The organism is Saccharothrix sp. NRRL B-16314 (assembly GCF_000716595.1).
Lineage (GTDB): Bacteria > Actinomycetota > Actinomycetes > Mycobacteriales > Pseudonocardiaceae > Actinosynnema.
Window position 1 is genome coordinate 33,298 of sequence record NZ_JNXC01000033.1, and the last position, 25,483, is coordinate 58,780.

Below are 25,483 nucleotides of genomic sequence, written 5' to 3' on the forward strand. Positions count from 1 at the left end.
CCGAAAGGGTCGACGGGGGGAAGGTCGGCGAATGGGTAGCTACGTGCTCGGTCTTGAGGAGATCGACCAGGCGCAGGTCGCGGTCGTGGGAGGCAAGGGCGCGCACCTGGGAGAGCTCTCGCGGATCGACGGCGTCCGCGTGCCGCCCGGCTTTTGCGTGACGACGGACGCCTTCCGTCGAATGGTGGAAGACGCACCGTCGATCGACGACCGGTTGGACCGGCTGTCGCGGGTGAACCCGGACGACCGGGACGCGATTCGCGCGGTCAGCGCGGAGATCCGACGGACGCTCGAAGAGGTCGCCGTCCCCGACGAGGTGGCGGTGGCCGTCACCGGCGCGGTCGCCCGGCTCGGCGAGCGGACGGCCTGCGCCATCCGGTCGAGCGCGACGGCGGAGGACCTGCCGGGGGCCTCCTTCGCGGGCCAGCAGGACACGTACCTGAACGTCGCGGGTGCGGCGGCGATCCTCCGGCACGTCAGCCGGTGCTGGGCCTCGCTGTTCACCGAGCGGGCGGTGGCCTACCGGCTGCGGAACGGCTTCGACCACCGCCAGGTCCAGATGGCCGTGGTCGTGCAGCAGATGGTGTTCCCGCACGCGGCCGGTGTCCTGTTCACGGCCGACCCCGTGACGTCCAACCGGAAGGTCGCGTCCGTGGAGGCGACCTTCGGCCTCGGTGAGGCCCTGGTCTCCGGCCTGGTGAACGCGGACTCGTACGAGGTGCGGGACGACGAGGTCGTCGCCAAGTCGGTCGCCCACAAGGAGTTCGAGGTCTGCGCCTCGCCGGCCGGTGGGACGCGGGAACGGGCGATCGAGCCCGAGCGGCGCGACCGGCCGACGTTGACGGACCCGCAGGTCGTGCGGCTCGTGCGGCTCGGACGACGGATCGAAGCGCACTTCGGCCGTCCCCAGGACATCGAGTGGTGCCTGGTCGACGACGAGTTCCAGGTCGTCCAGAGCCGGCCGATCACGACGCTGTTCCCCATCCCGGAGGCCGGTGACGGGGAGAACCACGTCTACGTCTCAGTCGGTCACCAGCAGATGATGACCGACGCGATGAAGCCACTGGGACTCTCGCTGTGGCAGCTGACGACGCCACGGCCCATGGCCGAGGCCGGCGGGCGCCTGTTCGTGGACGTCACCGGGATCCTGGCGTCGCCCGCGCGCCGAGCCGGTTTCCTGGACGTCGTGGGGAAGTCCGACCCGCTGATGGGGGACGCGCTGCGGACCGTCCTCGGGCGCGACGGCTTCATCCCGTCGGTCCCGGACGACGGTCCGGGCGAGCCGATCCCCGGCGTCGCGCCGGCCACGATCGAGACCGACGCGGCCGTCGTCGCCGAGTTGGTCGGGCGCAGCGAGGCTTCCATCGCAGCGGTGAAGCGCGACATCCGGACGAAGTCGGGGTCGGAGCTGCTCGACTTCGTCCTGGCGGACCTGCAGGAGTTGAAGAAGATCCTCTTCGACCCGCGCAGCCACCAGGTGATCATGGCGGCGATGCAGACGACGTGGTGGCTCAACGAGCACCTGCACGAGTGGCTGGGGGAGAAGAACGCGGCCGACACGCTGTCGCAGTCCGTTCCCGACAACGTCACGTCGGAGATGGGGCTGGCGCTGCTCGACGTCGCGGACGTGATCCGGCCGTACCCGGACGTCGTCGCCTTTCTGCGCGATGTCGAGGACGACGGCTTCCTGGACCGGCTCGACGGGCTCGCGGGCGGGAGGGAAGCGCGCGACGCCATCGTGGCGTACCTCGACAAGTACGGGATGCGGTGCGTCGGCGAGATCGACGTCACGAGGCCGCGGTGGAGCGAACGGCCCACCACGTTGCTGCCCATGCTCCTGTCCAACATCAGGAACTTCGAGCCAGGCGCTGCCGAGCGACGTTTCCAGCAGGGGCGGAAGGAGGCGTGGGACAAGGAGCAGGAGCTGCTGGAGCGCCTGCGGGCGCTGCCGGGCGGGGAGCGGAAGGCCGAGGAGACCAAGCGGATGATCGATCGCGTCCGGACGTTCATCGGGTATCGGGAGTACCCGAAGTACGGCATGGTCAGTCGCTACGCCGTGTACAAGCAGGCCTTGCTGGACGAGGCCGTGCGCCTGGTGCGGGCCGGTGTGCTCCGGGAGAAGGAAGACATCTTCTACCTGCGGTTCCAGGAACTCCAGGAGGTCGTGCGCACGAACCGGGTTGACGACGAGGTGATCCGTCGGCGCAAGGAGGCGTTCAGGTCGGACGAAGCGCTCAAGCCACCCCGGGTGCTCACGTCGGATGGTGAGGCCGTGGTGGGGGCGTACCGACGTGACGACCTGCCGACCGGTGCGCTGGTGGGCCTGCCGGTGTCCGCCGGGACGGTCGAAGGGCGGGCGCGGGTCATCCTGGACGTGGCCGAGGCCGACCTCGAACCGGAGGACATCCTGGTCACGGCGCACACGGACCCGAGCTGGTCGCCTTTGTTCGTCGCGATCGCGGGTCTGGTGACGGAGGTCGGGGGGCTGATGACGCATGGCGCGGTGATCGCGCGGGAGTACGGCCTGCCGGCTGTCGTCGGAGTGGAAGGGGCCACGCGCTTGATCCGGGATGGGCAGCGGATTCGGGTGAACGGGACCGACGGGTACATCGAGATCCTCTCGCCGGACGGCGACCACCGGGTCGGCTTTCCAAGGCACAGCCCCGGAACCCGGTGAGCACCCAGGCCGCTGCGCCGGGCTGGGTGGGCGGGCCTGCTGGGGCAGTGCTGGGCTCGCCCTTACCGCGGTGCTGCCCCCTGCCGGTGCGCGGCACCCAGCGCGCTCGGCCTGCGGTGTAGGACCGGACCCACTGCGGAACCGGCCCCGGCCGGTGCTTTCCGCTTCGCGTGTTCGGCCTCCGGTGCCAGGCCGGACTCGGTGATCCGCTGCGGAACCCGCGCTGACCGGTGCTCGGCGCCCCGCCTGTCCGGCCTGCGTTGTCAGGCCGGACAGGCGCACACCGCACCAGACCCGGCGTCGCACCGCCCTGTCCGCGTCACCTGGCGGGGCGAGCCCGAACACCCCACTTCGCCGGCCTGTGGCTTGTCCGCCAACCCCTCCCTCACGTTCAGCGCGGTCAGCTCGTCCGCTCCGGCCGCCGTCCCTCGATCAGCACTTCGAGCCCGTCGAGGATCCGGTTCAGACCGAACTCCCAGCCGTTGTCTCGAACCGTGCCAGCCGTCGACATCGTGGCCTCGTGCAGCGCCGGGAACCGCTCGCGGTGGTCGCGAAGGATGTCCCGCAGCTGCTTCTCGGCCGTCCACGGCTGAGTGCCCGCCGTCGCCGCCGACTCCGTGTTCCGGATGTGCCCGCTGAGCAGGAACACCGCATCCATCCGCTCACCACCGTCGAGCCCGGTGTCACCGAGCGCGGCCACGGCGGACTCCGTCCACCCGACCTCGCGCGGCCCGGTCATGCGTTCGCCGGTGGTCGCGGCGGGCAGCCACGGGTGACGCCGCCACGTCCGGCGCATCAGATCCGCCCACGTGATCAGCCTCGGCCGCCACCCACCCGGCACCGTCCGCAGGTTCGGCGGCTCGCCGACAGCCGACTCGATCATCACCGCGACCAGCTCCGCCTTGCTCGACACGTGCCGGTACAGCGCCATCTTCGTGACGTCCAACCTGGCCGCCACCTGCTGCATCGACACCGACGCCATGCCCTCCGCGTCCGCCACCTCGATCGCGGCGCCGGCGATGCGGTCGACGGTCAGCGCGAGCCTCGGCGCCCGTGCCGGCTTCTGCCGCGGACCCCACAGCAGGTCCGTGCCCTGGTCCTCGCTCGCCATCCACTCACCACTTCCGAATCAGGGCTTGCCCGCGTTGTCGATCTGTGTCTATCGTACACCCAGTGTCCATCGGACACTCAAGTATCCGGGGGACACCCGGTATCCGTCCGTACCAGTGGGGGTTCGACCATGTCCGTCAAGATCTTCGTGAACATGCCGGTCGGCGACCTGGCGAAGTCGATCGACTTCTTCGCCGCGCTCGGCTTCAAGCACAACCCGGCGTTCACCGACGAGAAGGCAAGCTGCGTCGTGTTCGGCGAGAGCGTCTACGCGATGCTGCTCACCGAGCCGTTCTTCCAGTCGTCGCTCACCTCGAAGGAGATGGCCGACGCGGGCAAGACCGCCGAGGTGATCCTGGCGCTGTCCCTGGAGAGCCGTGAGCGCGTGGACGAGTTGGCCGACAAGGCCCTGGCGGCCGGTGGCCAGTTCGTGAAGGAGCCGCAGGACCACGGCTTCATGTACGGCCGCAGCTTCGCCGACCTCGACGGCCACCTGTGGGAGCTGTTCTGGATGGACGAGGCCGCAGCGCAGGGATGAGCCGTCCCGGGGGGTTCGGCCGCGGCGGCGGGTGAGGTGGCCGGAGTACCACGGGTCCACCCGCTGGAGAACGGTGCCGCGGCGCGCGGTGGCGGAGCCGCAGGAAGCTTCGCCACCGCGAGCCGGGCGTGTACCCAGGATCGGGACTGGCCGGGGCCGGAACCTGCCTGGGTTCAGGACTCGCCTGGGGTCAGAACTGGAGGGACCAGCCGTTGATCCGGCCGACGTCCGCCGACGCGACGTCCTGCACCCGCAGCTTCCACGTCCCGTTCGCCACCTCACCCGAGGCGTTGACCGAGTACGTGGTGAGGATGTTGTCCGCGCTGTCGCTGTTCGAACTCTTCACCCGGAACGCCGTGCCGTCCGGTGCGACCAGGTCGATCACCAGGTCACCCCGGTAGGTGTGGGTGATGTCCACCCCCACCGCCAGCGCGGCGGGCGCGTTGCCGGCGACCCCGGACACGGTGATCGGGCTCTCGACCGTGCTCAGGTCGGGGATGGTCACGTCCGTCAGGTTCTCGAAGCGCGGTCCGGGCGGGGTGCCCGCACCGGCCAGGGTCCACAGGGCGTAGGCGATGGCATCGCTGTTGCGGTCCAACGCGGTCGCGTTGACGTTGGCCGTGGTGTCGCACGAGCGGTGGTAGCAGCGGTCGAAGGCGACGCCGGACGTGCCGCCCCACTTCTGGGCCTGTGCCGCCGTCTTGATGACCTCGGCGCCGGTGAACGTGCCGCCGACCGGGATGCCGGCCCGGGCGAACGCGGCGTGGTCGGAGCGACCGCCGACCGACGTCAGCTCGGTCGGCACGCTGAACGCCGCCTGGAGCGTCTGCTGCAAGTGCAACGACCCGGTCGGCTGACCGGAGGCGCTGTAGACGAAGTAGCCGGGGTTCGGCGAGCCGATCATGTCGAAGTTCAGGTACCCCTTGAGCTTCGACCGCTCGGTCGTCGGCAGGTTGTTCACGTAGTGGTTCGAGCCGACCAGGCCCAGCTCCTCCGCGCCCCACCACCCGAACCGGATGTGCTTCTGCGGCGCGAAGCTCAACCGGGACACGGTCAGCGCGACCTCCAGCAGGCCCGCCGACCCGGTGCCGTTGTCGTTGATGCCCGGTCCGGAACTCACGCTGTCGAGGTGCCCGCCGAGCATCAGCACGTCGTTCGGGTCACCGCCCGGCCAGTCGGCGATGAGGTTGTACCCGGTCGCGCTGTTGTAGGTGAACTGCTGCACGGACGTCTGGTACCCGGCCGCGTCGAGCTTGGCCTTGACGTGGTTGATCGACGCCAGGTAGCCGGGCCGGCCGTGCGCCCGGTTGCCGCCGTTGTTGTCGGCGATCGTCTGGAGGTCGTTCAGGTGCGCCTGGACGTTGGTCAGCGAGATGTCGGGCACGGCCAACGCGCCCACCGGGGCCGCGGTAGCGACGGGTGGGCTGAGCAGGGCCGCGGCGAGCAACAGGGCGCTCGCCACCGGTGTCGTCCTCTTCAAGGACATGGCTGCCTCCGCAGGGTGTAGGGATAGCCACGCCTGAGCCTGCGGCCACGGGACACCATGCGGTAGCGACTTTCGTCGTGGCACGTTCGGACGCACCACCGACAATTCCATTAGCTCGATAACTTCAGTGCAGACTGAAATCAGTCGTCGATCGCGGTGACGGCAAAGCGGGCCGGAAAAACCGCCCGGAGAACGGAACGTCTACTGCTGGGCGCGTTGGGCCCGAGCCCGGCGCTTGCCCTCGTGCATCGCCTGCACGCGGGCCACCGGGATGGTGTGCCCCTCCGCCACGAGGTCGTCCGGCAGCTTCTGCGGCGCGGGCATCCGCGAGTGCCACGGGTCCGAGTCGCCGAGCAGGCCGACGGCGGTCCGCACGGTGAAGTCGGCGGGCGTCACGGAGTCGAGGTCGTCCCAGTCCACCGGGAACGACACGGTGGCGCCCGGCCGGATGCGCGGGCTGTACGCGGCGGCCACGGTCGAGCCGTACGCCCGCGTCGAGTCGAGGAACACCCGCCCGCCCCGGTCGTCCTTGATGAACGCCGTGGTGGCCGACTCCGGGTCCAGCCGTTCGGCCCGCGCCGCCAGCGCACGCGTGGCGGCGGCGACGTCGTGGTCGACGCCGTCCACCGGCACGAACACGTGCACGCCCTTGGACCCGCTCGTCTTCACCACCCCGGACAGCCCGTCGTCGGCCAGCGCGCGGCGGACCAGCTTCGCCGCCGCCACGACCACGTCGAACCCGGCGCCCTCCGGCGGGTCCAGGTCGAGCACCAGGTAGGTCGGCCGTTCGAACGCGCCCGCGAGCCCCAACGTGACGTGGTACTCGACCGCGCGCTGGTTGGCGAACCACAGCAGCGTGCGCCGGTCCTCGCACACCCCGTACCGGATCTCGCGCTTGGACGTCTCGGCCCACAGCGTCACCGTCGGCACCCACGGCGGCGTGTACTTCGGCAGGTTCTTCTGGGTGAACGGCTCCTGTCCGGGCCTGACCCGGATCACCGACAGGGGCCGACCGGCCAACCCGGGGATGATCCGGTCCCGCACCGCGTCGAGGTAGTCGACCAGGTCGCCCTTGGTCGCGTCGGCCCCGTCGAACAGCGGCTGGTCGAGGTTCGTCAACGCCACGCCGTCCCGCTCTTCACCCATCGCACCACCCTTGCCGTTCAGGGCTTCCTCGGCAAGCCGGACACGGCCCGCTCCGCAGTGGAGCGGGCCGTGTCGCCGGCTCAGGCCGGGAGTCGCCAGACCTGGTTGGAGCTGCCGAAGCAGTCCCAGATCTGGAGTCTGGTGCCGTCGGCCGAACTGGGGCCGGTGGCGTCGAGGCACCGTCCCGAGACGGGGTTGCGGAGGGTGCCGTTCGACTGGGCCTGCCACGTCTGGGCGCCGGTCCCGTTGCAGTCCCACAGCTGGACGACGGTGCCGTTGGCGGTGCCGCCGCCGCTCACGTCCATGCACTTGCCGAGGGCGCGGAGGGTGCCGTCACCGCCGACGGTCCAGGACTGCGCGGCGGTGTTGTTGCACGTCCACAGCTGGACCGCCGTGCCGTTGGCGGTGTTCGCGCCGGCCACGTCCACGCACTTGCCCGCGATACCGGTGACGGGGCCGGTGCGTCCGGGCGGCGCGGTGCCGCCCATGACGGTGTCGTAGATGGCGCTGACCAGCGACGTGCTGCCGCTGGTGTCCTGCGACAGCTCCCAGTTCATGACGCCGCCCGCGTTGGCCATCGCCCACTGGGTCTTGCGCTTGATCGTGGGGACGCCGTTGTAGCACTGCTGCGCGCCGTTGACGGTGACGCAGTCGCGGTTGGCGTTGGCCGGGTCCATCGCGACCAGCTGCGCGTACGTGTAGTAGTTCGGCCGGCTGTAGAACGGCACGCCGAGGACGGCTTTGGCGGTGGGCAGGCCGCGGGACTTCCAGTAGTTCACGGTGCCGATGGACCAGTCGTAGTTCGCGTGCGGGCTGCCGCCGTCGTAGGCCATGATGTTGAGCCAGTCGACGTGGCCGAACACGGCGGGCTGGACGCCTTCGGCGGTGGTGCCGCCGGAGACGACGGCGGCGGTGAGCAGCTTGCCGCGGCTGTGCATGGCGGTGCTCAGCTGTCCCATGAGGGCGGTGAAGTTGTTCCCCGACGTGCCGGGGTCGGGGTACTCCCAGTCGATGTCGACGCCGTCGAGGTTGTACTGGTTCACCGCGTTGACGACGCTGTTGACGAACGTGGTGCGGCTGGTGGCGTTGCCGGCCAGCGCTTCGAACGCCGAGTCGTTGCCGTCGTTCCAGCCGCCGATCGCGAGGGACACGCGGACGCCGTTGTCGTGGGCCAGGGTGACCAGCGAGGAGAGCTTGCCGGGGTCGGGGATGGCCTGGAGCGTGCCGTTGGAGTTCGGCAGGGCGAACGCGTAGTTGATGTGGGTGAGCTTGGTGTACTGGACGGCGTTGACGCTGCCGGCCCACGACGGCAGGTAGCCGACGCTCTTGAAGCCGTTGGGCAGGACGGTGGCCTGAGCGGCCGGCGCGGTGGCGACGGCGACCGTGAGGCCGGCCGCCATCGTGGCGAGGGCGAGGCCTGCGGCGCCCCACCGGGTCGACGTTCGCCGTGGTTGTGCAGGGGACTGCATGGACGTGTCCTTTCGAGAACGGACGCGGTCGGGGGTAGTGGCAGCCGCGCCCGACCTTACTGGACACCCTTGAATCAAGTCACGATAAAAGTCGGCTGAGGGTCGGGATTCAGCGGTGTGGTTCAGCGTCGGGGTTCGGCGTCGTGGTTCAGCCGAGGGCCGCGATGTCGTGCCGGTGCAGCCGGGCGGGGTCGGCGATGACCTCGTACGCGGTGATCCGGTCGCGCTCGACGGTGACGGTGAGGGCGAACAGCAGCCGACCGCGTGGGGCGACGACGATGCCGACCCTTCCGCCCACCAGGGCCGGTTCGGCGTGGTGGGAGTTCGCGGTGAGGGCGACGGTCTCGCGGGCGACGGCGGGTGCGCCGCGGACCTCGGTGGCCGCGCCGGGCGGCAGGGCGGCGGGGTCGGCGCGACGGACGACGTCGGGGTCGAGCACGGCGATCAGCGCGTCGAAGTCGCCCAGCCGCGCGGCGGCGAGGAACGCGTCCACGACCTGCCGTTGGCGGCCGAGTCCGGGCTCGGGGAGCGCACCGCCGCCGCGGACCTTCAGGCGGGCGCGGCTGGCGAGCTTCTTGGTGGTGGCGGCGCTGCGGCCGACGATCGGCGCGATCCGGTCGAACGGCACGGCGAACGTGTCGTGCAGGACGAACGCCACCCGTTCGGCGGGCGTGAGGGTGTCCAGGACGACGAGCAACGCGCGCCCGACCGAGTCGGCCAGGACCGCCTCCATCGCGGGGTCGTCCTCGGTGGGCGTCTCGGGCAGGTGACCGACGTTGTCCTCCCGGCTGACCCGGCGGTGGCGGAGCACGTCGAGGCACACGCGGGAGACGACGGTGCGCAGCCAGGCGGCCAGGTTGTCGACCTCGGCGGCGTCGACCCGTGACAGCCGGAGCCACGTCTCCTGCACCGCGTCCTCCGCTTCGGGCAGCGAGCCCAGCATCCGGTAGGCCACCGCGCGCAGGTGCGCGCGGTGCGCCTCGAATCGGTCCGCCGGCTCGTCGCCCATCGGTCCCCTCCCCGCTTCGTCCACCCGGTAGACGAAGCGGGAGGCCGAAAGGTGACGGGCGATCACCTCGACTACCCGCCGCCGACGTGGTAGCCAGAGGTCGAGTCACGGTCGCCGCCGGAGACCCGAGGAGATCGATCGCATGGGGAAGCGTCCAACGGCGGTGGGCGTCGCGCTCGCCTGCCTCGTCGCACTGCTCGTCGGCTCGGCGCGGGCCGACGCGGCGACCGTGTCGGCCGCGTTCAGCCAGTCGTCCGTGTGGAGCACGGGGTACGGCGGGCAGTACGTGCTGACCAACACCGGTGACGCGGAGAGCACCGGCTGGGTGGTGGAGTTCGACCTCCCGCCGGGGTCGACCGTGGTCAACGCGTGGAACTCGGTGCTCACCCGCGACGGGCAGCACTACCGGTTCGCGAACGCGGCCTTCAACGGCCGGATTCCCCCCGGGGGCACGGCGGGTTTCGGGTTCAACGTGTCCGGTCTGGGCCTGCCGACCGGCTGCGAGGTCGACGGCGTCCCGTGTGACGGCGGCGGTCCGGCGCCCGACACGTCGGCGCCCACCGTTCCTTCGAGCCCGCGGGTGACGGGGGTGACGGCGAGTGAGGTGTCGTTGACGTGGACCGCGTCGACCGACGACGTCGGCGTCACCGACTACCAGGTCCTGCGCGGCACGGCGGTGGTCGCGTCGACGGCGTCCACCGCCGTGACCGTCGGGGGCCTTCTCCCGAGCACCGCGTACGCGTTCACCGTGCGGGCGCGTGACGCGGCGGGCAACGTCTCCGGCGCGAGCCCCGAAGTCACCGCCACGACCAGCGCGGGCACGGGCGGCGGGTCCACTGTGGACGTCTCCACGGCCGCGCAGCTCCAGGCCGCGTTGGCCGCCGCCACTCCCGGCCAGACCATCCGGATGGCCGCCGGCGTGTACCGGGGCGCGTTCGCGATCACCCGACCCGGCACCGCCGCCGCTCCCGCCACGCTCACCGGACCGGCGGACGCGGTGCTGGTCAACGACGGCCCGTCCGGCTCCGCGCCGGGCTGTCCGACGCCCACGCCCGGCTGGGACCCCGGCTACGGGCTGTGGCTGCACGACGCGCCGCACTGGAACCTGACCGGGTTCACCGTGCGGGAGTCGAAGAAGGGCATCGTCGCGGACAACTCGCACCACACCGTGATCGACCGCGTGCACGTGCACCACGTGGACGAGGAGGCCGTGCACTCCGGCGCTCGTCGGCGGACAGCGTGCTGCGCGACTCCACGATCAGCCACACGGGCCTGGTGCAGCAGGGGTACGGCGAGGCGGTCTACATCGGGTCGGCGAACTCGAACTGGGCGTGCCACGGCAACTCCGGCGGCGTCGACCGCAGCGACCGGGTGCGGGTGCTGGGCAACCGCATCGGGCCGGGCGTGACGGCGGAGCACGTGGACGTCAAGGAAGGCACGTTCGACGGGGTGATCCGCGGCAACGCGTTCGACGGCACGGGGATCTCGGGCCAGAACTCGGCGGACTCGTGGGTCGACGTGAAGGGCGTCGGCTACCTGATCGAGGGCAACACCGGCACGTTCGCCGCGCCGGGGACGTTCGCGAACGGCTACGAGACGCACAACCCGGCCACCACGCCGTCGTTCACCAACGGCTGCGGCAACGTGTGGCGGGACAACCACTCCGACTTGGGCGGTGTCGGCCAGTACGCGATCCGGATCACGTCCACGTCGAAGTGCCCGGGTGTGCCGAACGTGGTGCACGCGTCGAACACGGTGACGCGGGCGGTGAACGGCCTGACCAACATCACCGTCACGCCCTGACCCGGCGGGCTACCGGTCGGTAAGGTGATCGGCTAGGTTCCGGGCGTGACCGAACCGAACGCGCGGGCGCACGTCGACGTCGACGCCTCCGCAGACGACGTGTACGCCCTGGTGAGCGACCTGCCCGGGATGGCAGACCTGGCCCAGGAGTCCTCCGGTGGCCGGTGGCTCGCCCCGGCGGCGGGGCCCGCGGTGGGCGCCCGCTTCGCGGGGTCGAACCGGCGCGGCTTCCGCGTCTGGCGCACGGTCGCGACCGTGACCGACGCGGAGCCGACCCGGTTCGCCTTCGACGTCCGCTCGCTGGGGCTGGTGGTGTCGCGCTGGCAGTACGACATCGAGCCGACCGACACCGGCTGCCGCGTCACCGAGAGCACGTGGGACCGCCGTCCGGCGTGGTTCCGGCCGCTGTCCGTGCTGGCGACCGGTGTGCGCGACCGGAGTGCGGAGAACCAGCGCAACATCGAGAGCACGCTGGCCCGGCTGAAGGCGGCGCTGGAAGGGGCGCGGAGCGCGGAGTGATCCCTTGGACGAGGGTCCTCCGCGGGTTCAGGGGACAGCACTGCCGGGCACGAGCGGGGGCGCCGTCTTCATCGGTGCAGTGATATCTGTTGAATACCAAGGGTTTCCGCGACAGGTGATGTCGGGGTTACGTTGATCCCATGGTCGCCTCGACGATGATGGCGCCGCTGCCGGCCGAGCTGATCGAGATCGTGCGCGGCCAGCTGCGGAGGCTGCCCGAGCTCGCGGACGAGCTCGCCCGGCTGCTCGGGCAGAAGGAGGAGTTCTACCGGCGGCTGGAGATCAGCGCGCCGGCCGAGGTGCGGAAGGTGTGCGAGGTCAACCTCGGGCACGCCTTCAACGCGTTCATCGAGGCCCGCGAGGTGGATCTCGACGCCGCGCGCAAGACCGGCCGGGCGCAGGCGAGGCTGGGCATCCCGCTGTCGGCGGTGCTGCGCGCGTTCCGGATCGCGGGCACGTTCGCCTACGAGGGCATGCTCGGGCTGGCCGCGTCGTCCCGCACGCTGACGTCCGAGCAGCTGCTACCCGCCAGCACCACCGTCTGGCAGATCATCGACTCGTTCTCCGACGTGATCGCCGACGCCTACACCGAGGTGGCCACGGACTCCGCGCGCTACGACGAGAAGGCCAGGATCGCCGTCATCGGAGGTCTGCTCGACGGCCGGTACACGAAGCCGGAGGAGCTCGAGGACGCCGCGCGGGTGCTGCGGCTGCCGCCCACCGGGCCGTTCGTGGTCGTCTACGGCGAGCCGACCGGCGAGCGCTGCCTGTCCGACCTGGTCCAGCACAGCAGGCTGCGGGCGGTGTGGCGGCGGTTGGCGGACGGCGAGGTGGGTGTGGTGGCCGTCGAACGCACGGCCGACGTTCGCGCGCTGCGGCAGGCACTGGACGCGGCGTCGTTCGCGGTCGGGCTGAGTCCGGCGGTGTCGGGTCTGGCGTTGCTGCCGGCGGCGTTGCGGCGGGCACGGATCGCTCGCGCCTGCCTGGCGCCGGGGGAGACCGGCCTGGTCGGGTTCGGCGACCGTCCGCTGACCACGCTGGTGGCCGGTGCGCAGAAGCTGGCCAGGGAGTTGGCCAACCACGTGCTGGCCGACCTGCTCGCGCTGCCGTCCGCCGAACGGGACGTCCTGCTGACCACCCTGCACGCGTGGTTCGCCGAGCGCGGTTCCGCCAAGGACGCCGCCGAGCGGCTGTTCGTGCACCCCAACACGGTCCGCTACCGGATTCGCCGGGTGCAGGACCTGACCGGCCGGGACCTGACCGATCCGCGCGGGATCTCCGAGCTGTACCTGGCCGTGGAGAGCGTCCGACTCGACGGGTGAGCCCGCGGTTTTGTGCGTGGGGACAATGTTCGTTGTCTTGCTCGGTCCTTCGCGGGTATGGCGCCTGGGCTGAACAGGTGTACGCGTTGCACCTTGCGGCGGTACGGCGGGGGCTGCCGTTCCGATCACCTCTTGAGTGTCGACCCACCGGATCTACTGTTGAGTAACTTACGGCCGGTGTGACCTGCGTCTCAACGTTGAGGAGCCTGTCGATGCGCCTTGCGGGTGTCGAGCTGTCCGTCGTGGTGCCGGTCTACAACGAGGAACGACGGCTCCCCGCGAGCCTGGTCGGGCTGCACATGGCGTTGCGCGGCATCGCCGCCGAGGTCGTCGTGGTCGACAACGCCAGCACCGACGGCACCGTGGACGTGGTCCGCGCGCACGACGGCCCGGTGCGGCTGCTGCACTGCGCGGAACGCGGCAAGGGCGCGGCCGTCCGGGCCGGTGTGCTCGCCTCGCGCGGTCGGTTCGTCGGCTTCTGCGACGCCGACCTGGCCGCCAGCGTGGACGCGGTGCCGTCCGTGCTCGCCCGGCTGCGCCGCGGGGTGGACGTCGTGGTCGGCTCACGGGCACACCCCGGGTCGGACGTGCGGGCGCGGAACAGCCCTCTGCGGCACGTCGGCGCGTGGGCGTTCCGCCGGGCCGCCCAGCCGATCGTGCCCGGGATCGGCGACACCCAGTGCGGGTTCAAGTTCTTCACCGCCGACCTCGCGCGGGCCGCGTTCGGGCCGTTGCGCACCACCGGGTTCACCTTCGACGTCGAGGTCCTGGGGCGGGCGCAGCGGCTCGGCGCGGTGATCGAGGAGGTGCCGGTGCGGTGGATCGACGTGGCCGGGTCGACGTTCGACACCCTCCGCGACGGCTACCGCAGCTTCGCCGCCCTGCACCGCATCCGGGCCCTGCTCGACGCGGAGGAACAGCCGGTGGCGCGGCCGGTGCTCGTCGCGGAGGCCGCGTAGATGCGGATCGTCGTGGTGAACTGGCGCGACTCCGGCCACCGGTTCGCGGGCGGCGCCGAGCAGTACGCGACCCGGATCGCGTCGTCGCTGGCGCGGACCGGCGCGCACGTCACCTTCCTGACCGCGCGGGACACCGGGCAGGGTGCCTCCGACTCCGTCGGGCCGGTGGCGGTGGTGCGCCGGGGCGGCCGGTGGACCGTGTACGCGTGGGCGCTGCTGTGGCTCTTCCGGCACCGGCGCGCGATCGACGTGGTCGTGGACTGCCAGAACGGCATCCCGTTCTTCAGCCCGCTCGCGGTGGGGCGTGCCAGGGTCGTCCAGGTCGTGCACCACGTGCACCACGACCAGTTCCGGGTGCACTTCCCGGCGTGGCTCGCGGCCGTCGGGCGGTGGCTGGAAGGGCCGGTGGCCCGCCGGGTGTACCGGAACGCGGTCACCGTCGCCGTGTCGCCGTCCACAGTGGACGCCATGCGCTCTCGGCTGGGCTGGCGCGGGCCGGTCCACGTGGTGCCCAACGGCGCGGACCCGGCACCCGCCCACCTGCCGCCGCGCGCGTCCGAGCCGACGCTGGTGTGCCTGGGGCGACTGGTGGCGCAGAAGCGGGTCGACCGGCTCGTCGACGCGGTGGACGTGCTGCGGCACCGGCTGCCAGGGGTCCGGCTGCACGTCGTGGGCGGCGGACCCGAGGAAGCCGCGCTGCGGGAACGGGCGGCGCGCTGCGGCGGGGCGGTGGTCGTGCACGGGCACGTGCCGGAGGCGGTGAAGTCCGACCTGCTGGCCCGGTCCTGGCTGAACGTCACGTTGTCCGACGGCGAGGGCTGGGGGCTGGCCGTGGTCGAGGCCGCGGCGCACGGCGTGCCCACCGCGTGCCGGGACGTGGACGGGCTGCGCGACTCCGTCCGGGACGGCGAAACGGGCTGGCTCATGCCGCGCGGTGCCGAGGTCGCCGAGGTTGCCGACGCGCTGTTCCGGGCGCTCACCGAGCTGGCGGACCCGGCCACCGGGGCGCAGGTCGCGGCGAGGTGCCGTGACTGGGCGGCGAGGTTCGACTGGGACGACTCCGGTGCGCGGTTCGCTTCGCTGATCGGGGGTGCGACCGCCGGGGGCTGGCTGCCCGGCATGCCGGAGGCGTCGGTCGCCGAGTTCACCCCGCGCGACGTGCCGCGTCGGCCCGGGATGCGGGTGGGACCGGGGTGGGTGCTGGTCGAGCAGTGCCGGCCCGGTGACCTGCTGGTGGCCCTGCGCGCCGCCGGTGCCGAGGACGTGACCGTGCGCGCGGCGAGCGCCACCGAACGGCTGCTCGGGCGAGTGGGCGACAAGCCGTTCGGCGGGGAGCTGCTGGGCGGGGAGCCGTTCGGCGCGGTGCCGTCTTCGGGTGAAGACCACCGATCGCAACCGCGATCGTGACCGTTGGAGGAGGACCCTTGCGTCGCTACGTCACCTTCGTCCTGCTGGGCCTGGGGGTGTTCGCGGTGGCCGCCGGCCTGTTGTTGCGCCTGTACGCCTACCCGAGACTCGCCAAGGTCCCGCACGACATCGACACCCTGTCGGTGGCCCGGGGCACCGGCATCACCGCGCTGGTCTACGTGCCGGAAGGGGACCGGGCCAGGCCCGAGATCCGCGACGGCCTGACCCTGACCTCCAGCACCAAGGTCACCGGCAACCTCCGCGCCGAGGAGGTCACCGAGGACGGCGACGTGACGGTGTGGGTCGAAGCCTCCAAGGTCACCTCCGACGCCGACGGCCTGGTCGTCACCGCCGGCCTGCGCTCGCTGTGCCTGGACCGGCACACCGCCGAAGGCGTCACCCCGTGTGAGAACCAGTACTACGAGGACGTGTCCGGTCAGCGGGTCGTCGCCGAGCGGGGCGTGCCGCAGCAGCCCGGCCTGAGCTTCAAGTTCCCCTTCGACACGCAACGCCGCGACCACCTCTGGTACGACGGCAACGTCAAGAAGGCCCTCGACATCCGCTACCTCGGCGAAGAGACCGTGCGCGGCCTGAAGACGTACCGGTTCGTGCAGCAGATCCCGCCGACCCGCATCGACGAGCGGGACGTGCCGGGCGCGCTGGTGGGTGAACCGGGAGTGCCGACCGTGCACGCCGACCTGTACTACGAGGTGACGCGCACCCTGTTCGTGGAACCCGTCACGGGCAAGGTCATCGCGGGCGGCGAGGACGTGCGGCAGGAGTTGCGGACCGAGGGGCAGGGCGTCGGGCAGGGGACCGTCGTGTTCGACGGCGAGCTCACCCTCGACGACGAGACGGTGGCCGCGAACGTCGCGGAGAGCGAGGAGAACGTCTCCCGGCTGTCACTCATCACCGGTCCGCCACCGGTCCTGTGGGCAGTGGGCGGTGTGCTGCTCGTGGTGTCGCTGCTGCTGTTCCTCGCGGACGGCCGCGGCCGGCACAGCAGGCCGGGACCGCCGACGAAGGTCGCCGCGCCGGTGTGACAACCCGCAGGACGGGGGCGCCCGCTCAGGCGTCCCCGTCCTTGCGCAGCACCAGCACCGCGTTCCAACTCGCCACTTCGCGCAGACCCGGCACGTGCACGACCCACGTCGCCCATGACGGGTGGTAGCGCGGCAGCGCCCGGACCAGCGTGGCGTCCTCGCACCGCCGGGCCCAGCGCAACGCGGCGCCGACGGAGAACGCGAACAGGCTGGTGCCGAACCGGTTCTTCGGCTCGTGCCCGTGCCGCGCGGCGAACCGGCGTGCCGCGTAGTGCCCGCCGAAGTAGTGCCACGGCGACGTCTCGTGCCCACCCCACGGCGACCACCACGGCGTGAACGACAGGAACACCGTGCCGCCCGGTTTCGTCACCCGCACCATCTCGGCCAGCATCGCGTGCGGCGCCGACACGTGCTCCAGCACGTTCGAGGAGTAGCAGACGTCGATGGAACCGGTGCGCACCGGCAGGTTCGTCCCGCTGGCCCGCACCATGTCCTGCCCCGGAGCGCCGCGCGCGGACAACTCGCCGACGTCCGGGTCGAGGCCGACGTACCGGGCGCCCTTCGCCCGGAACGCCTCCGCGAAGTAGCCGGGACCGCCGCCGACGTCCAGCAGCACCCGCCCGTCGAGCGGTGCGTACGACTCCACCTGGTCCGCCGAGTCCTGCGCCAGCACGCGGTAGAACGTGTCCCGGTCGGTCTGCTCGTCGCGGAACGCGCGGAACAGCCGCACGGACCGGGACAGCGTTGCCCTGGGCTTGTCCACAGTGGACGCTAGTTGCCGGACGTGCCGTAGTCGACCGCGCCGCCGGACCCGTTGGCGGCGGGCGCGTGCTCGAAGTCGACGGAACTGTCCGGTCCCGCCACGCCGACGAGGGTGACGGCGCCGCCGGCGGCGAGCGCCAGGCCCGCCAGGATCGAGACCACTGCTGCGACGATCTTGCCCACGTGTCACTCCTCGTGCCGTCGGTGTCCGATCAATCTACCGGCCGGTAACGCTTGCCACAACAGGCATCCGGCGATGAGCAGCAGTGCCGCGAGGTCGGCCGCGACCACCGGTGCGCGAGGTGGTCCGACCTGGTTCACGGAGACGGGACCGGGCACGCGGTACAGGCTCAGCCACGGGCCGCGGTGGACCTCGGTGAGCGTTTCGGTCGTCCTGGGGTCGACCTGTCCGGGAGTGCCGTGTTCGACCAGGACCCACCCGATGCCCAGCGCACCCAGGTCGTCGTTGTGGCGCAGGGCTTCGCGGAGCGCGGGGAGGCGCGTGTCCTCACCCGGTATGGGGATTCCGTCGACGTGCACGGTGTCGTCGATGACGGTCGTGCGCGGCAGGAACCTCGGTGCCGGGTCGAGCTGCGTGCGGTTCCCGTTCCAGGTGAACCGCCGGAAAGCACCGAGTGGCAGGGCGAGGACGTCACCGGGGTGGTCGTCGTGGGTGAGGATGCCGTGGACCGCCGACCAGTCGGCCGGGTAGTCGACCGCGGCGAGTCTGCCCCAGCCGCCCCAGGCGAGGTCCGGCATCGCGAGCACCGGCAACAGGATCGCGACGGGCAACGCGGGCCGTGCGCGTTCCACCGCCAAGGCGAAACCCAGGGCGAGCGGGAGTGCCCACCACGCCACCCACTTCTGGGCGTCACGCAGCAGCGCCGTGCCGGGGATGGTGGTCACCAGCCACTGCAACGCCGCCGTGCCCAACGGCAGGTGGGCTGCCAGGGCGAACACGAGGCCCACGCCACCGAGCGCGAGCAGGCCGCGGACCTGCGGAATCCGGCGGACCAGGACCGGCCAACCCGCCGCCGCCAACGTCACGACCGCCAGCGTGAGCAGCGGGACGACCGGCACCCCACGGCTCGCGGGTGCCACGTCGGCGTTCCAGAAACCGCCCGTGCCCAGCACGGACAGCGCGATACCGCCCCAGTTCTCGGCCCTCGCGTCGAACCACCCGACCGCGTCCGGTGCGGAAGTCGGCGGACGCAGCACCGACGGCACCCACCACGGCGCGTTGAGCAGCACCAACGCGGGCACGACGCGGAGCCGTCCGGCCGTGGCCAGCGCGGTCCCCGCGGCGAGCAGCCCGCCGGTGGGGGTGAGCACGGCGGGCACCGACCACAAGACCAGTCGTGCCAACGACTTCGGCTCACCCCGCCGATGCGCGAACCCGGCTGCCGCGACCCACGGCAGGCACGCGTAGGCGAGCAGGTACGGCCAGTGGCCCATGAAAAGCCGTTCCGCGACGAACGGCGTCCACCCGTACGCGGTGGCCGCGACCAACCGGGTACCGGTCGACGTCGTCGGCACCAACCGTCCAGCGCCCAGCGGGCCGAGGACCAGTGCTGCTGCCAGCAGGAGCTTCTGGACCACGTCACCGGGGACGAGGAGGGTCGCGGCGGCGATGACGGCGTCGGCGGGCACCGAACGCGCCGGGGTCGTGCCCAGGCCGACACCGTCGGGGAGGAAGCTGTGCTGTGGCGCGAAAACCATGTCGTAGGTCAGCACGAAACCGGGTCCGAGCACCGGTGCGAGCACCGCCAAGGCCATCGCCACGGAGACCGCCGTCAGGGCGCCCCGGTCCACGAACTCCTTGGCGGTCAAGGGTTTCCACCGCCCGGAGGCGTGGATACAGTGCAGACCTCACCCGGTAACCGAAGAGGAGCGCCGTGACCGTCAGCACGCGTCACGCCAGGGGGCAGGCGCTCGCCGTCACCGCCGGGGTGATGGCCTCGAACGCCTCCGGGTACCTGCTGACCGTCGTCGCGGCCCGCGCATTGCTGCCCGCGGCGTTCGGTGAACTGGGTGCGTTGATGGCGGTGCTGTTGGTGGGTGCGGTGCCCGCCATGGGGGTGCAGACCGTGGTGGCGTTGCGGGTCGCCGGTCATCCCGATGACTCCCGCGCACCGCTGGTCGGTCTCGGGCTCGCGGTCGCGTCGGTCGTCGCGGTGCTCGCCGGGATCGCGGTGCCGGTGGTCGTCGGGGTGCTGCGGGTGGACGACGTGCTCGCGGTGGTGTGGCTGGCGTGTGCCATCGGGCCGCTGACGCTCAACGGTCTGTGGCACGGGTTGCTGCAGGGGCGTCGGCGGTTCGCGGTGTTCGGTGCCTTCGTCGCCACCGAGGCGGGGCTGAGGGTCGGCGGCGCGTTGGCGGGGCTGGTGATCTCGCGGTCCACGACCGGCACGGTGGCCGGTGTCGCGGCGGGCACGGCGGTGTCGGCGGTCGTGGGCTGGGTCGTGTGCGGACGGCCGCTGCCCGCCCGGTTCCCCCTCGCCCGCCTGCGGGAGATCGGACACGCGGTCCAGGCGCTGCTGGCGATGGTGGTGCTGGTGAACCTCGACCTCGTGCTGGCCCGGCACGCGCTGCCGGTCGCGTCGGGGGAGTACGCGGTCGGAGCGGTGCTCACCAAGATCGCGTACTGGCTGCCGAACGCGGTCGCCGTCATGGTCCTGCCGCGGCTGGCCGGCGCCGGTCGTGGGCGTGCGGTGGGGGGCGCGTTGGCGGTGTGCGCGGCGCTGGACGGCGTGGTGGTGCTCGGTGCAGTCCTGTTCGGACCGCAGGCGCTGCTGCTGATCGGTGGACAGTCCTATGCGTTCAGCGTGCTGTCGCTGTGGCCGTTCGCCGTGGTCGGGTCGCTGCTGTCGCTGGCGCAGATCCTGTTGTTCGCCCGGATCGCGGGGCACGACCGGCGGGCCACCCTCCTGACGTGGCTCGCCGTCGCGGTGGAGACCGGGCTGGTCCTGTTGTGGCTGAACGACTCCCCGCTCGAGGTGGTGAGCGCCGCCGTGGTCGCGACCGGGCTGCTGGTGCTGGCCGGCGCGGCCGTCGAAGTCAGGCATGGTCGAACCACCTGATCCTGGCCGACACCACCGCGGCCAGTGCCACCAGCACCGCCGCCTGGGCCGCCGTGCCGTAAGCCCAGTCCTGCCCGTGGCCCGACACCCGACCGGTCACGCTGACACCGGTCGCCACCGCCACGCCACCGAACGCGAGCGCCATCGACACCGCCCGCCGACGTCGCGGCGCGAGGCTGCGCAGGAACAGGCACGCCAACAACGCCACCAGTCCCGCCATCCCGCCCAGCACGACGAGCAGCGCGGTCACCACCCACGGCACCCACCGACCGCCGGCCGGCGCGGTGACGCGCTCGACCTGCGGTGCTGCGCCCGCCGTGACCCGGACGCGCCGACGTGCCGGCAGCAGGGTCGCGCCCAGCAACAGCACCACGGCGAAGGCTCCGATCAGCAGCCTGGTCCGGTACGACCGGTCCGGGTGGAACTCGAGCACCACCGTCACCGCGCCCGCCGGCAGCCGCCACGCCTGCTGCCACCCGTCGACCCGCGTCCTGGGCAACGGCTGACCGGCCACGGTCGCCACCCAGCCGTCGTTGGCGTTCTCCGGCACGGCGAGCACCGCGGCCGGCCCGTCCGCCACCCGCACCCGCCGGTGCGCCGAGGTCCACTCCACCACCTCGACCGCCCGCGCCCGCGGTGCCGGGGCGGGTGGGCCGGCCGGGCGCAACCACACGTCCTGCACCAGGAAGTCGGCCGTGCGCCCGGTCCGCAGCTCGTGCTCACCCGCGTTCAACTCCAGGCCTTCGGCCAGGTCCGGGCAGGTGACCAGGGGCAGCGAGCGGTGCTCGACCACGTCGCGGACCGTGCCGGACACCGACGTGTCGTAGGCGATCCCGTCCACGCGCAGCTCCGGACCACGTCCGCACGGCACCGTCACCGGTGTGTCCTGCCGGATGGCCGGCAGCTCGACGCCGTCGAGGGTCAGTTCGGTGATGCCGGGCGCTCCCGGGGAGCCCGGCGCGACCCGTGTCACCGCGATCTCCAGGCGATCGGTCGTGCCGGAGAACGAGACCGCGCCGTCCGGCCCCACCTCCCGTCGCACCGTGCCCGCCGCCGTCGTGATGTCCACTTCGGACGGTGTGCTCGCGCCCGAACCGGCCGCGGTCGCCAGCCGGATGCCGGTGACGGGCCGAGGTCGGTCCCAGGCCAACCGCAGCACCGGCCGCTGGTCGGTGTGGTCGGCGATCCACGTCGTGGCGGGATTGCCGTCCACCGATCCGAGCGCTGACGCACCCGGATCGCCGGCCAGCTGGGTGGACGCCGCCACGGTCAGCCCCGGCAGCACCAGCGGGGGAGACGCGCCACCGGCCGGCAGCACGGTGCCAGCGACGGCGTAGGTCGCGGGCGTCGTCGTGCGGAACAGCCGGTGCAGGCCCTGCGGCTCCTCGCCGAACCGGGCCAGCGACGCGTCGCACCGCACCACCTCGCCCGCTCGCAGGCACGCGTACCGGGGTTGAGAGCCCCTGGTGAAGGCGAACGCGGTCCGTTGGCCGGGCTTTGGATCCACGTCGGCGGGGACGCGGAGCGCGCGCTCCGGCGCGACACCGGGCACGCTCAGCTCCGCGATGCCCACGTTGCCCGTCACCCGTCCGGCCGCCACCGCGAGGACCGTCACCCGGACCCGCCCGGTCAGCCCCGCCACCACGGGGAACCGCTGCCCACCCGATCCGCGGGCCACCTCGTGCTCGGACTCGCCCGCGTCCGTGGTGATCCGCACCCGGCTCACCGGCCACCCCACCCGCCGGTCGTCCACCACCCGCAGGCCGACCTCGGTCACCACGCGCGGGGTGTCCAGCGCGACCTCCAGCCACTGGCCCACCGGGCCGTCCACCGTGGACGACTGCCACGCGGTGTACGGATCGCCGTCCAGGGCGGCGAACGGCATCGACGCCAGGTCCGAGCCGCGCACCGAGTCGGCGAACCCGGCCGACGACGACGCGGTGACCCCTCGGACGCCCCGGTGCACCGCGACCGTCCGGTGCTCCACGCCGTCGAACGGGAGGACGTCCAACGCGGGCCGCACCTGCCGGGCCTGCTCGTCGGCGGTCAGCGTCTGGCCGAGGTTGTCCCGCATCCGGCCCACGTTGCGCTCCCGGTTGCGCAGACCGTCGGTGACCAGCCAGTCCGCTCCCTCCGGTGCGCCGCCGTCACCGGCCAGCACGGTCGGCCGGCGCGGGTCGAGCAGGCCGGAGTCCAGCAGCGGCAACAACGACTCGGGACCGCCGCTCACCGTCGCCACGTCCTCCAGCGCGACCGCTGTGGCGCGTGGGACGTCCCGGTCGACGCGGTAGACCTCCAGTGCGGGCACCTCGTCCAGGCCTGCGTCCACGGCCGCCGTCGACGCGACGTTTGGGCCGAACGTGGCCGCCCTCGTCAGACCGGGGGAGCGGGCCAACGACTCGCGCAGCACCGCCACCGGCGGCACGTCGGTGCGTTCGACGTCGTTGCGCAGCAGGAGGAACCGATGCCCGGACCGTGCCAGGAAGTCCGCCAGGCCCGGCGCGCCACGACCGTCCGCCAGCGCGTCCTCCACGGCGTCCATCAGCCGGGTGTTGCCCTCCGATCCGAGCGGGATCTGGCTGCGCAACGCCCACGGCGACCGGGCCAGCGACTGCACCGGCTCGTCGATCGGCCGGCCCCAGGTGTACTCGGCGAACCCGGTGCCCGGCACCAGCAGCGTCCGGCCGTTCGCGTCGGCGTCGGCGTCGGCGAGCCAGGCGGTGGCCTCGTGCCAGTACGCCGGGATCTCGTCCCACCCCGGACCGGGCCGCAGCGTGAGCAGCCACGCGGGTGCGGCGGCCACCAGCACCAGCACCGCCCCGACCGCCCACCTCGTGCGTGCGTGCCGCCGACGTCCGGGTGCGGCGATGGCGTGGCGCTGTGGTGGTGGCGCGGTGAGGGCGTGGCACAGCGCCAGCGCCAGTGGCAGACGCAACCCGGGTTCGAACTTGTGCACGTTGCGCAGGGGCGCCAGCGGGCCGTCGAGCAGACCGCGCACCGCTTCCGACAGCGGGCTGTCCAACGCGCCGACGTACCCGATGGTCAGCAGCACCGCGCCCGTGATCACGCCCAACGTCAGGAACAGCCGTTCCGGCAGGCCGGCGCGGGCCAACCCCGCCAGCGCGACCGCCGCCAGCAGACCGGTGGCGGCCATCAGCACCGGGTGGTCGACCAGCAGGAATCCGGCCGGCCACCACGGCGTGCCCTGGACGACGTACGCGACCCACTGGTTCGTGCCGCGCAACACCTGGAACAGCGAGGTCGGCGAGGTGGTGTTGGTGGCCGACTCGACGTAGTCCACGAACGGCAGGCTGTACTGGCCGAGCAGCACCAACGGCAGCAGCCACCACGACACCGCCGCCGTCACCGCCGCGCACCACCACGCCACCAGCCGCGCGTGCGCCCACGTCCAGCGGCGGGTCAGCAACCACAGGCCCGGCAGGACGAGGGCCATCACCACGACGGCCCCGTTCACGCCGCCCATGCCCAGTACGGCGACCGCGGACAGGCAGGCGGCCTTGCGCGACCCGAGCCGATGAGCCCCGATGAGCGGCAGCAGCACCCACGGCAACATCACCGCGGCCAGCGTCTCGGCGGTCAGCGGGCCGATCTCGGTCAGCATCCGCGGTGCCAGCGCGTAGGCCAGGGCGCCGACGTGGCGGGCCGGTTCCGCGCCGACGCGCAGCGCCCGCGCCACCATCAGCGCGCCGCCGTAGGCCAGGCACAGCAGCAACGCGCACCACAGTCGCTGCGTCACCCAGGGCGGCAGGCCGGTCAGGTCTCCGAGCACGAAGAACGGCCCCATGGGGAACAGGTAGCCGTACGCCTGGTTCTGCAACTCCCCGCCGCTGGCCGCCGGGTTCCAGAGGTGCAACGCGCGGGCCAGGAAGGACAGCGGGTCCACGACGAGGTCGAGCTTCGTGTCGAACGTGGTGCGGCCGGGCAGTTGCAGGAACGAGAGGGCGATCAGCCCGGCGACGATCCACGTCGCAGGAGACCTGTGGACAGCCCGCAGTTGTCCACAGCGCCGACCTGAACGCCCTTTCTTGTCGGACCCTCGTGGCAGGATCGAATCCAGGGGTTCCCCCGGCGGGGACGCCTGCGAAGCGGTCGGCCGGGCCTGTGGAGCGGTCGGCTGGGATGCCTGTGAGGCGGTTGGCGGGGACGCCGGTGAAGTGGTCAGCGGGGACGCCGGCGAAGCGGTCGGCTGGGATGACTGCCGAGCGGTCGGCTGGGACGGCTGTGGGGCGGTCGGTGGGGCTGCCTGCGAAGTGGTGGGCCGTGCCGCCGGAGAGGTCGGCCGGGCCGCCCCGCCCCGCGCGTTCGCCGGCGGCTTCGCGGTCCTGATGTCAACGCTCCCCGGAAAGCTTGCGGATCACGTACCGCGAAGACACCCAGTGCGTCGCGGGCTCACGCGTGGTCGCGGTGTCGACTACCTCGCCGCCGCTCGCCCGCACCACCGCGCGCAGCCGCGCCGCCGGCACCGCCGTCATCAACATCGGCGCCGGGTAGCCGAGCAGGACGCGCTGCGCCAGCCGCACGACCGGCCGTGGCGCGACGCGCCACACCATTCCCTTGACCGTCCACATCGGACGTGTCGTGCACTGCACGAGCGCCACCGCACCCGGTCTCAGCACCCGCACGAACTCCGCCAGGTACCCGGCCGTCACCCGCCACGGCAGGTGCTGCAAGACCAGTTCCGAGTACACCAGGTCGAAGCTGCCGCTCGGGAACACGTGCAGGTCCGGCGCCTCGTTCAGCACGAACCGGCACGTCCCGCCACCGTCCGCGAGCCGCCGCCGGCGGTGGTCCAGGGCACGCGCGGTCTCCAGCATGGGCACCGACACGTCCACCCCGACGACCTCGTCCGCGAACTCCGCCAACGCCTGCGACAACCGACCCGCACCGCACCCGAAGTCGAGCACCCGTTCCCACCCGGTCGGCAGCCCCAACGCCGCCAGCCACTCGCGGGTCCGCGCCACGTCCCGACGTCCCTGAGCCAGGAACTCGTCGACGTCCCACCGCCCGCCACGCTTGTCGGGCGCGACGCTCACCGCCCACAGCGGATCACGCGCGCCGAGCGTGGTCCAGTCCCGGCGAACCTGGTCGAAGTCCACTCGCGCCTCTCCCGTGACAGCCCTGCCCGGCAACCT

At 72.3% G+C, this 25,483-nt stretch carries 20 protein-coding genes; 10 read left to right on the forward strand and 10 right to left on the reverse strand.

Features of this window, described 5'->3' with window-relative positions; all coding sequences use genetic code 11:
- Nucleotides 1-31: 31 nt before the first annotated feature.
- Nucleotides 32-2,677, forward strand: a complete 2,646-nt coding sequence (rph, locus tag OQ02_RS32460; protein WP_051773068.1) for a rifamycin-inactivating phosphotransferase — start codon at nt 32-34, stop codon at nt 2,675-2,677.
- Nucleotides 2,678-3,077: 400 nt separating this feature from the next.
- Here rph and OQ02_RS32465 read toward each other — a convergent pair whose 3' ends face one another.
- A complete protein-coding gene (locus OQ02_RS32465) occupies nt 3,078-3,788 on the reverse strand; it encodes a TetR/AcrR family transcriptional regulator (RefSeq protein WP_033442471.1) in 711 nt (236 codons plus the stop codon).
- Between the two features lie 129 nt (nt 3,789-3,917).
- Between OQ02_RS32465 and OQ02_RS32470 the strand changes: the two genes are divergently transcribed.
- Nucleotides 3,918-4,325: a VOC family protein gene (locus OQ02_RS32470; RefSeq protein ID WP_033442472.1), complete on the forward strand. Its 408-nt coding sequence runs from the start codon at nt 3,918-3,920 to the stop codon at nt 4,323-4,325.
- Nucleotides 4,326-4,515: 190 nt separating this feature from the next.
- On the opposite strand, the gene OQ02_RS32475 is transcribed toward OQ02_RS32470, so the two are convergent.
- From OQ02_RS32475 to OQ02_RS32490, 4 genes are all read right to left on the reverse strand, one after another.
- Complete coding sequence (locus OQ02_RS32475) at nt 4,516-5,811, reverse strand: M28 family peptidase (RefSeq protein WP_033442473.1); 1,296 nt, start codon at nt 5,809-5,811, stop codon at nt 4,516-4,518.
- A gap of 201 nt (nt 5,812-6,012) precedes the next feature.
- Nucleotides 6,013-6,957, reverse strand: a complete 945-nt coding sequence (locus tag OQ02_RS32480) for a DNA polymerase domain-containing protein (RefSeq protein ID WP_033442474.1) — start codon at nt 6,955-6,957, stop codon at nt 6,013-6,015.
- 80 nt (nt 6,958-7,037) lie between these two features.
- Nucleotides 7,038-8,426, reverse strand: a complete 1,389-nt coding sequence (locus OQ02_RS46235; RefSeq protein ID WP_033442475.1) for a glycosyl hydrolase family 18 protein — start codon at nt 8,424-8,426, stop codon at nt 7,038-7,040.
- 148 nt (nt 8,427-8,574) lie between these two features.
- Nucleotides 8,575-9,435, reverse strand: coding sequence for a sigma-70 family RNA polymerase sigma factor (locus OQ02_RS32490; protein ID WP_033442476.1), 861 nt, complete (start codon nt 9,433-9,435; stop codon nt 8,575-8,577).
- Between the two features lie 142 nt (nt 9,436-9,577).
- Between OQ02_RS32490 and OQ02_RS40380 the strand changes: the two genes are divergently transcribed.
- From OQ02_RS40380 to OQ02_RS32520, 7 genes are all read left to right on the forward strand, one after another.
- Complete coding sequence (locus OQ02_RS40380) at nt 9,578-10,843, forward strand: cellulose binding domain-containing protein (RefSeq protein WP_231500322.1); 1,266 nt, start codon at nt 9,578-9,580, stop codon at nt 10,841-10,843.
- Nucleotides 10,813-11,238 carry a hypothetical protein gene (locus OQ02_RS47295; RefSeq protein WP_231500323.1) on the forward strand — a complete coding sequence of 142 codons (426 nt, stop codon included), beginning with the start codon at nt 10,813-10,815 and terminating at the stop codon, nt 11,236-11,238. The genes OQ02_RS40380 and OQ02_RS47295 overlap by 31 nt, the downstream gene beginning before the upstream one ends.
- Before the next feature lie 45 nt (nt 11,239-11,283).
- Nucleotides 11,284-11,757, forward strand: coding sequence for an SRPBCC family protein (locus tag OQ02_RS32500; protein WP_033442477.1), 474 nt, complete (start codon nt 11,284-11,286; stop codon nt 11,755-11,757).
- 140 nt (nt 11,758-11,897) lie between these two features.
- Nucleotides 11,898-13,079, forward strand: coding sequence for a PucR family transcriptional regulator (locus tag OQ02_RS32505; RefSeq protein WP_033442478.1), 1,182 nt, complete (start codon nt 11,898-11,900; stop codon nt 13,077-13,079).
- Nucleotides 13,080-13,291: 212 nt separating this feature from the next.
- Entirely contained in the window at nt 13,292-14,038 is a 747-nt protein-coding gene (locus OQ02_RS32510) for a dolichyl-phosphate beta-glucosyltransferase (protein WP_051773069.1), read from the forward strand.
- Nucleotides 14,039-15,445 carry a glycosyltransferase family 4 protein gene (locus tag OQ02_RS32515; protein WP_063747198.1) on the forward strand — a complete coding sequence of 469 codons (1,407 nt, stop codon included), beginning with the start codon at nt 14,039-14,041 and terminating at the stop codon, nt 15,443-15,445. It begins immediately after the preceding gene.
- 17 nt (nt 15,446-15,462) lie between these two features.
- Nucleotides 15,463-16,488, forward strand: coding sequence for a DUF3068 domain-containing protein (locus OQ02_RS32520; protein WP_051773070.1), 1,026 nt, complete (start codon nt 15,463-15,465; stop codon nt 16,486-16,488).
- A gap of 25 nt (nt 16,489-16,513) precedes the next feature.
- Here OQ02_RS32520 and OQ02_RS32525 read toward each other — a convergent pair whose 3' ends face one another.
- The 3 genes from OQ02_RS32525 to OQ02_RS32530 are packed head-to-tail and all read right to left on the reverse strand — an operon-like array spanning nt 16,514 to nt 19,080.
- Nucleotides 16,514-17,218 (reverse strand): class I SAM-dependent methyltransferase, encoded by a 705-nt coding sequence (locus OQ02_RS32525; RefSeq protein WP_033442479.1) that lies wholly within the window; start codon nt 17,216-17,218, stop codon nt 16,514-16,516.
- 41 nt (nt 17,219-17,259) lie between these two features.
- Nucleotides 17,260-17,433, reverse strand: coding sequence for a DUF2613 family protein (locus tag OQ02_RS44330; protein WP_156077456.1), 174 nt, complete (start codon nt 17,431-17,433; stop codon nt 17,260-17,262).
- 3 nt (nt 17,434-17,436) lie between these two features.
- Entirely contained in the window at nt 17,437-19,080 is a 1,644-nt protein-coding gene (locus tag OQ02_RS32530; RefSeq protein WP_033442480.1) for a hypothetical protein, read from the reverse strand.
- Nucleotides 19,081-19,145: 65 nt separating this feature from the next.
- Between OQ02_RS32530 and OQ02_RS32535 the strand changes: the two genes are divergently transcribed.
- Nucleotides 19,146-20,330: a hypothetical protein gene (locus OQ02_RS32535; protein WP_033442481.1), complete on the forward strand. Its 1,185-nt coding sequence runs from the start codon at nt 19,146-19,148 to the stop codon at nt 20,328-20,330.
- On the opposite strand, the gene OQ02_RS32540 is transcribed toward OQ02_RS32535, so the two are convergent.
- Nucleotides 20,308-24,408, reverse strand: coding sequence for an alpha-(1->3)-arabinofuranosyltransferase domain-containing protein (locus OQ02_RS32540; RefSeq protein ID WP_081916101.1), 4,101 nt, complete (start codon nt 24,406-24,408; stop codon nt 20,308-20,310). The genes OQ02_RS32535 and OQ02_RS32540 overlap by 23 nt on opposite strands.
- A gap of 271 nt (nt 24,409-24,679) precedes the next feature.
- Entirely contained in the window at nt 24,680-25,447 is a 768-nt protein-coding gene (locus OQ02_RS32545) for a class I SAM-dependent methyltransferase (RefSeq protein ID WP_197043601.1), read from the reverse strand.
- Nucleotides 25,448-25,483: the final 36 nt, after the last annotated feature.

Bases quoted from the DNA above. Each gene is read 5' to 3' on its own strand.
- OQ02_RS32480 (WP_033442474.1), bottom strand. From the start codon at position 6,957: ATGGGTGAAGAGCGGGACGGCGTGGCGTTGACGAACCTCGACCAGCCG.
- OQ02_RS32470 (WP_033442472.1), top strand. From the start codon at position 3,918: ATGTCCGTCAAGATCTTCGTGAACATGCCGGTCGGCGACCTGGCGAAG.
- OQ02_RS40380 (WP_231500322.1), top strand. From the start codon at position 9,578: ATGGGGAAGCGTCCAACGGCGGTGGGCGTCGCGCTCGCCTGCCTCGTC.
- OQ02_RS32510 (WP_051773069.1), top strand. From the start codon at position 13,292: ATGCGCCTTGCGGGTGTCGAGCTGTCCGTCGTGGTGCCGGTCTACAAC.
- OQ02_RS32465 (WP_033442471.1), bottom strand. From the start codon at position 3,788: ATGGCGAGCGAGGACCAGGGCACGGACCTGCTGTGGGGTCCGCGGCAG.
- rph (WP_051773068.1), top strand. From the start codon at position 32: ATGGGTAGCTACGTGCTCGGTCTTGAGGAGATCGACCAGGCGCAGGTC.
- OQ02_RS32490 (WP_033442476.1), bottom strand. From the start codon at position 9,435: ATGGGCGACGAGCCGGCGGACCGATTCGAGGCGCACCGCGCGCACCTG.
- OQ02_RS32515 (WP_063747198.1), top strand. From the start codon at position 14,039: ATGCGGATCGTCGTGGTGAACTGGCGCGACTCCGGCCACCGGTTCGCG.
- OQ02_RS46235 (WP_033442475.1), bottom strand. From the start codon at position 8,426: ATGCAGTCCCCTGCACAACCACGGCGAACGTCGACCCGGTGGGGCGCC.
- OQ02_RS32505 (WP_033442478.1), top strand. From the start codon at position 11,898: ATGGTCGCCTCGACGATGATGGCGCCGCTGCCGGCCGAGCTGATCGAG.
- OQ02_RS32475 (WP_033442473.1), bottom strand. From the start codon at position 5,811: ATGTCCTTGAAGAGGACGACACCGGTGGCGAGCGCCCTGTTGCTCGCC.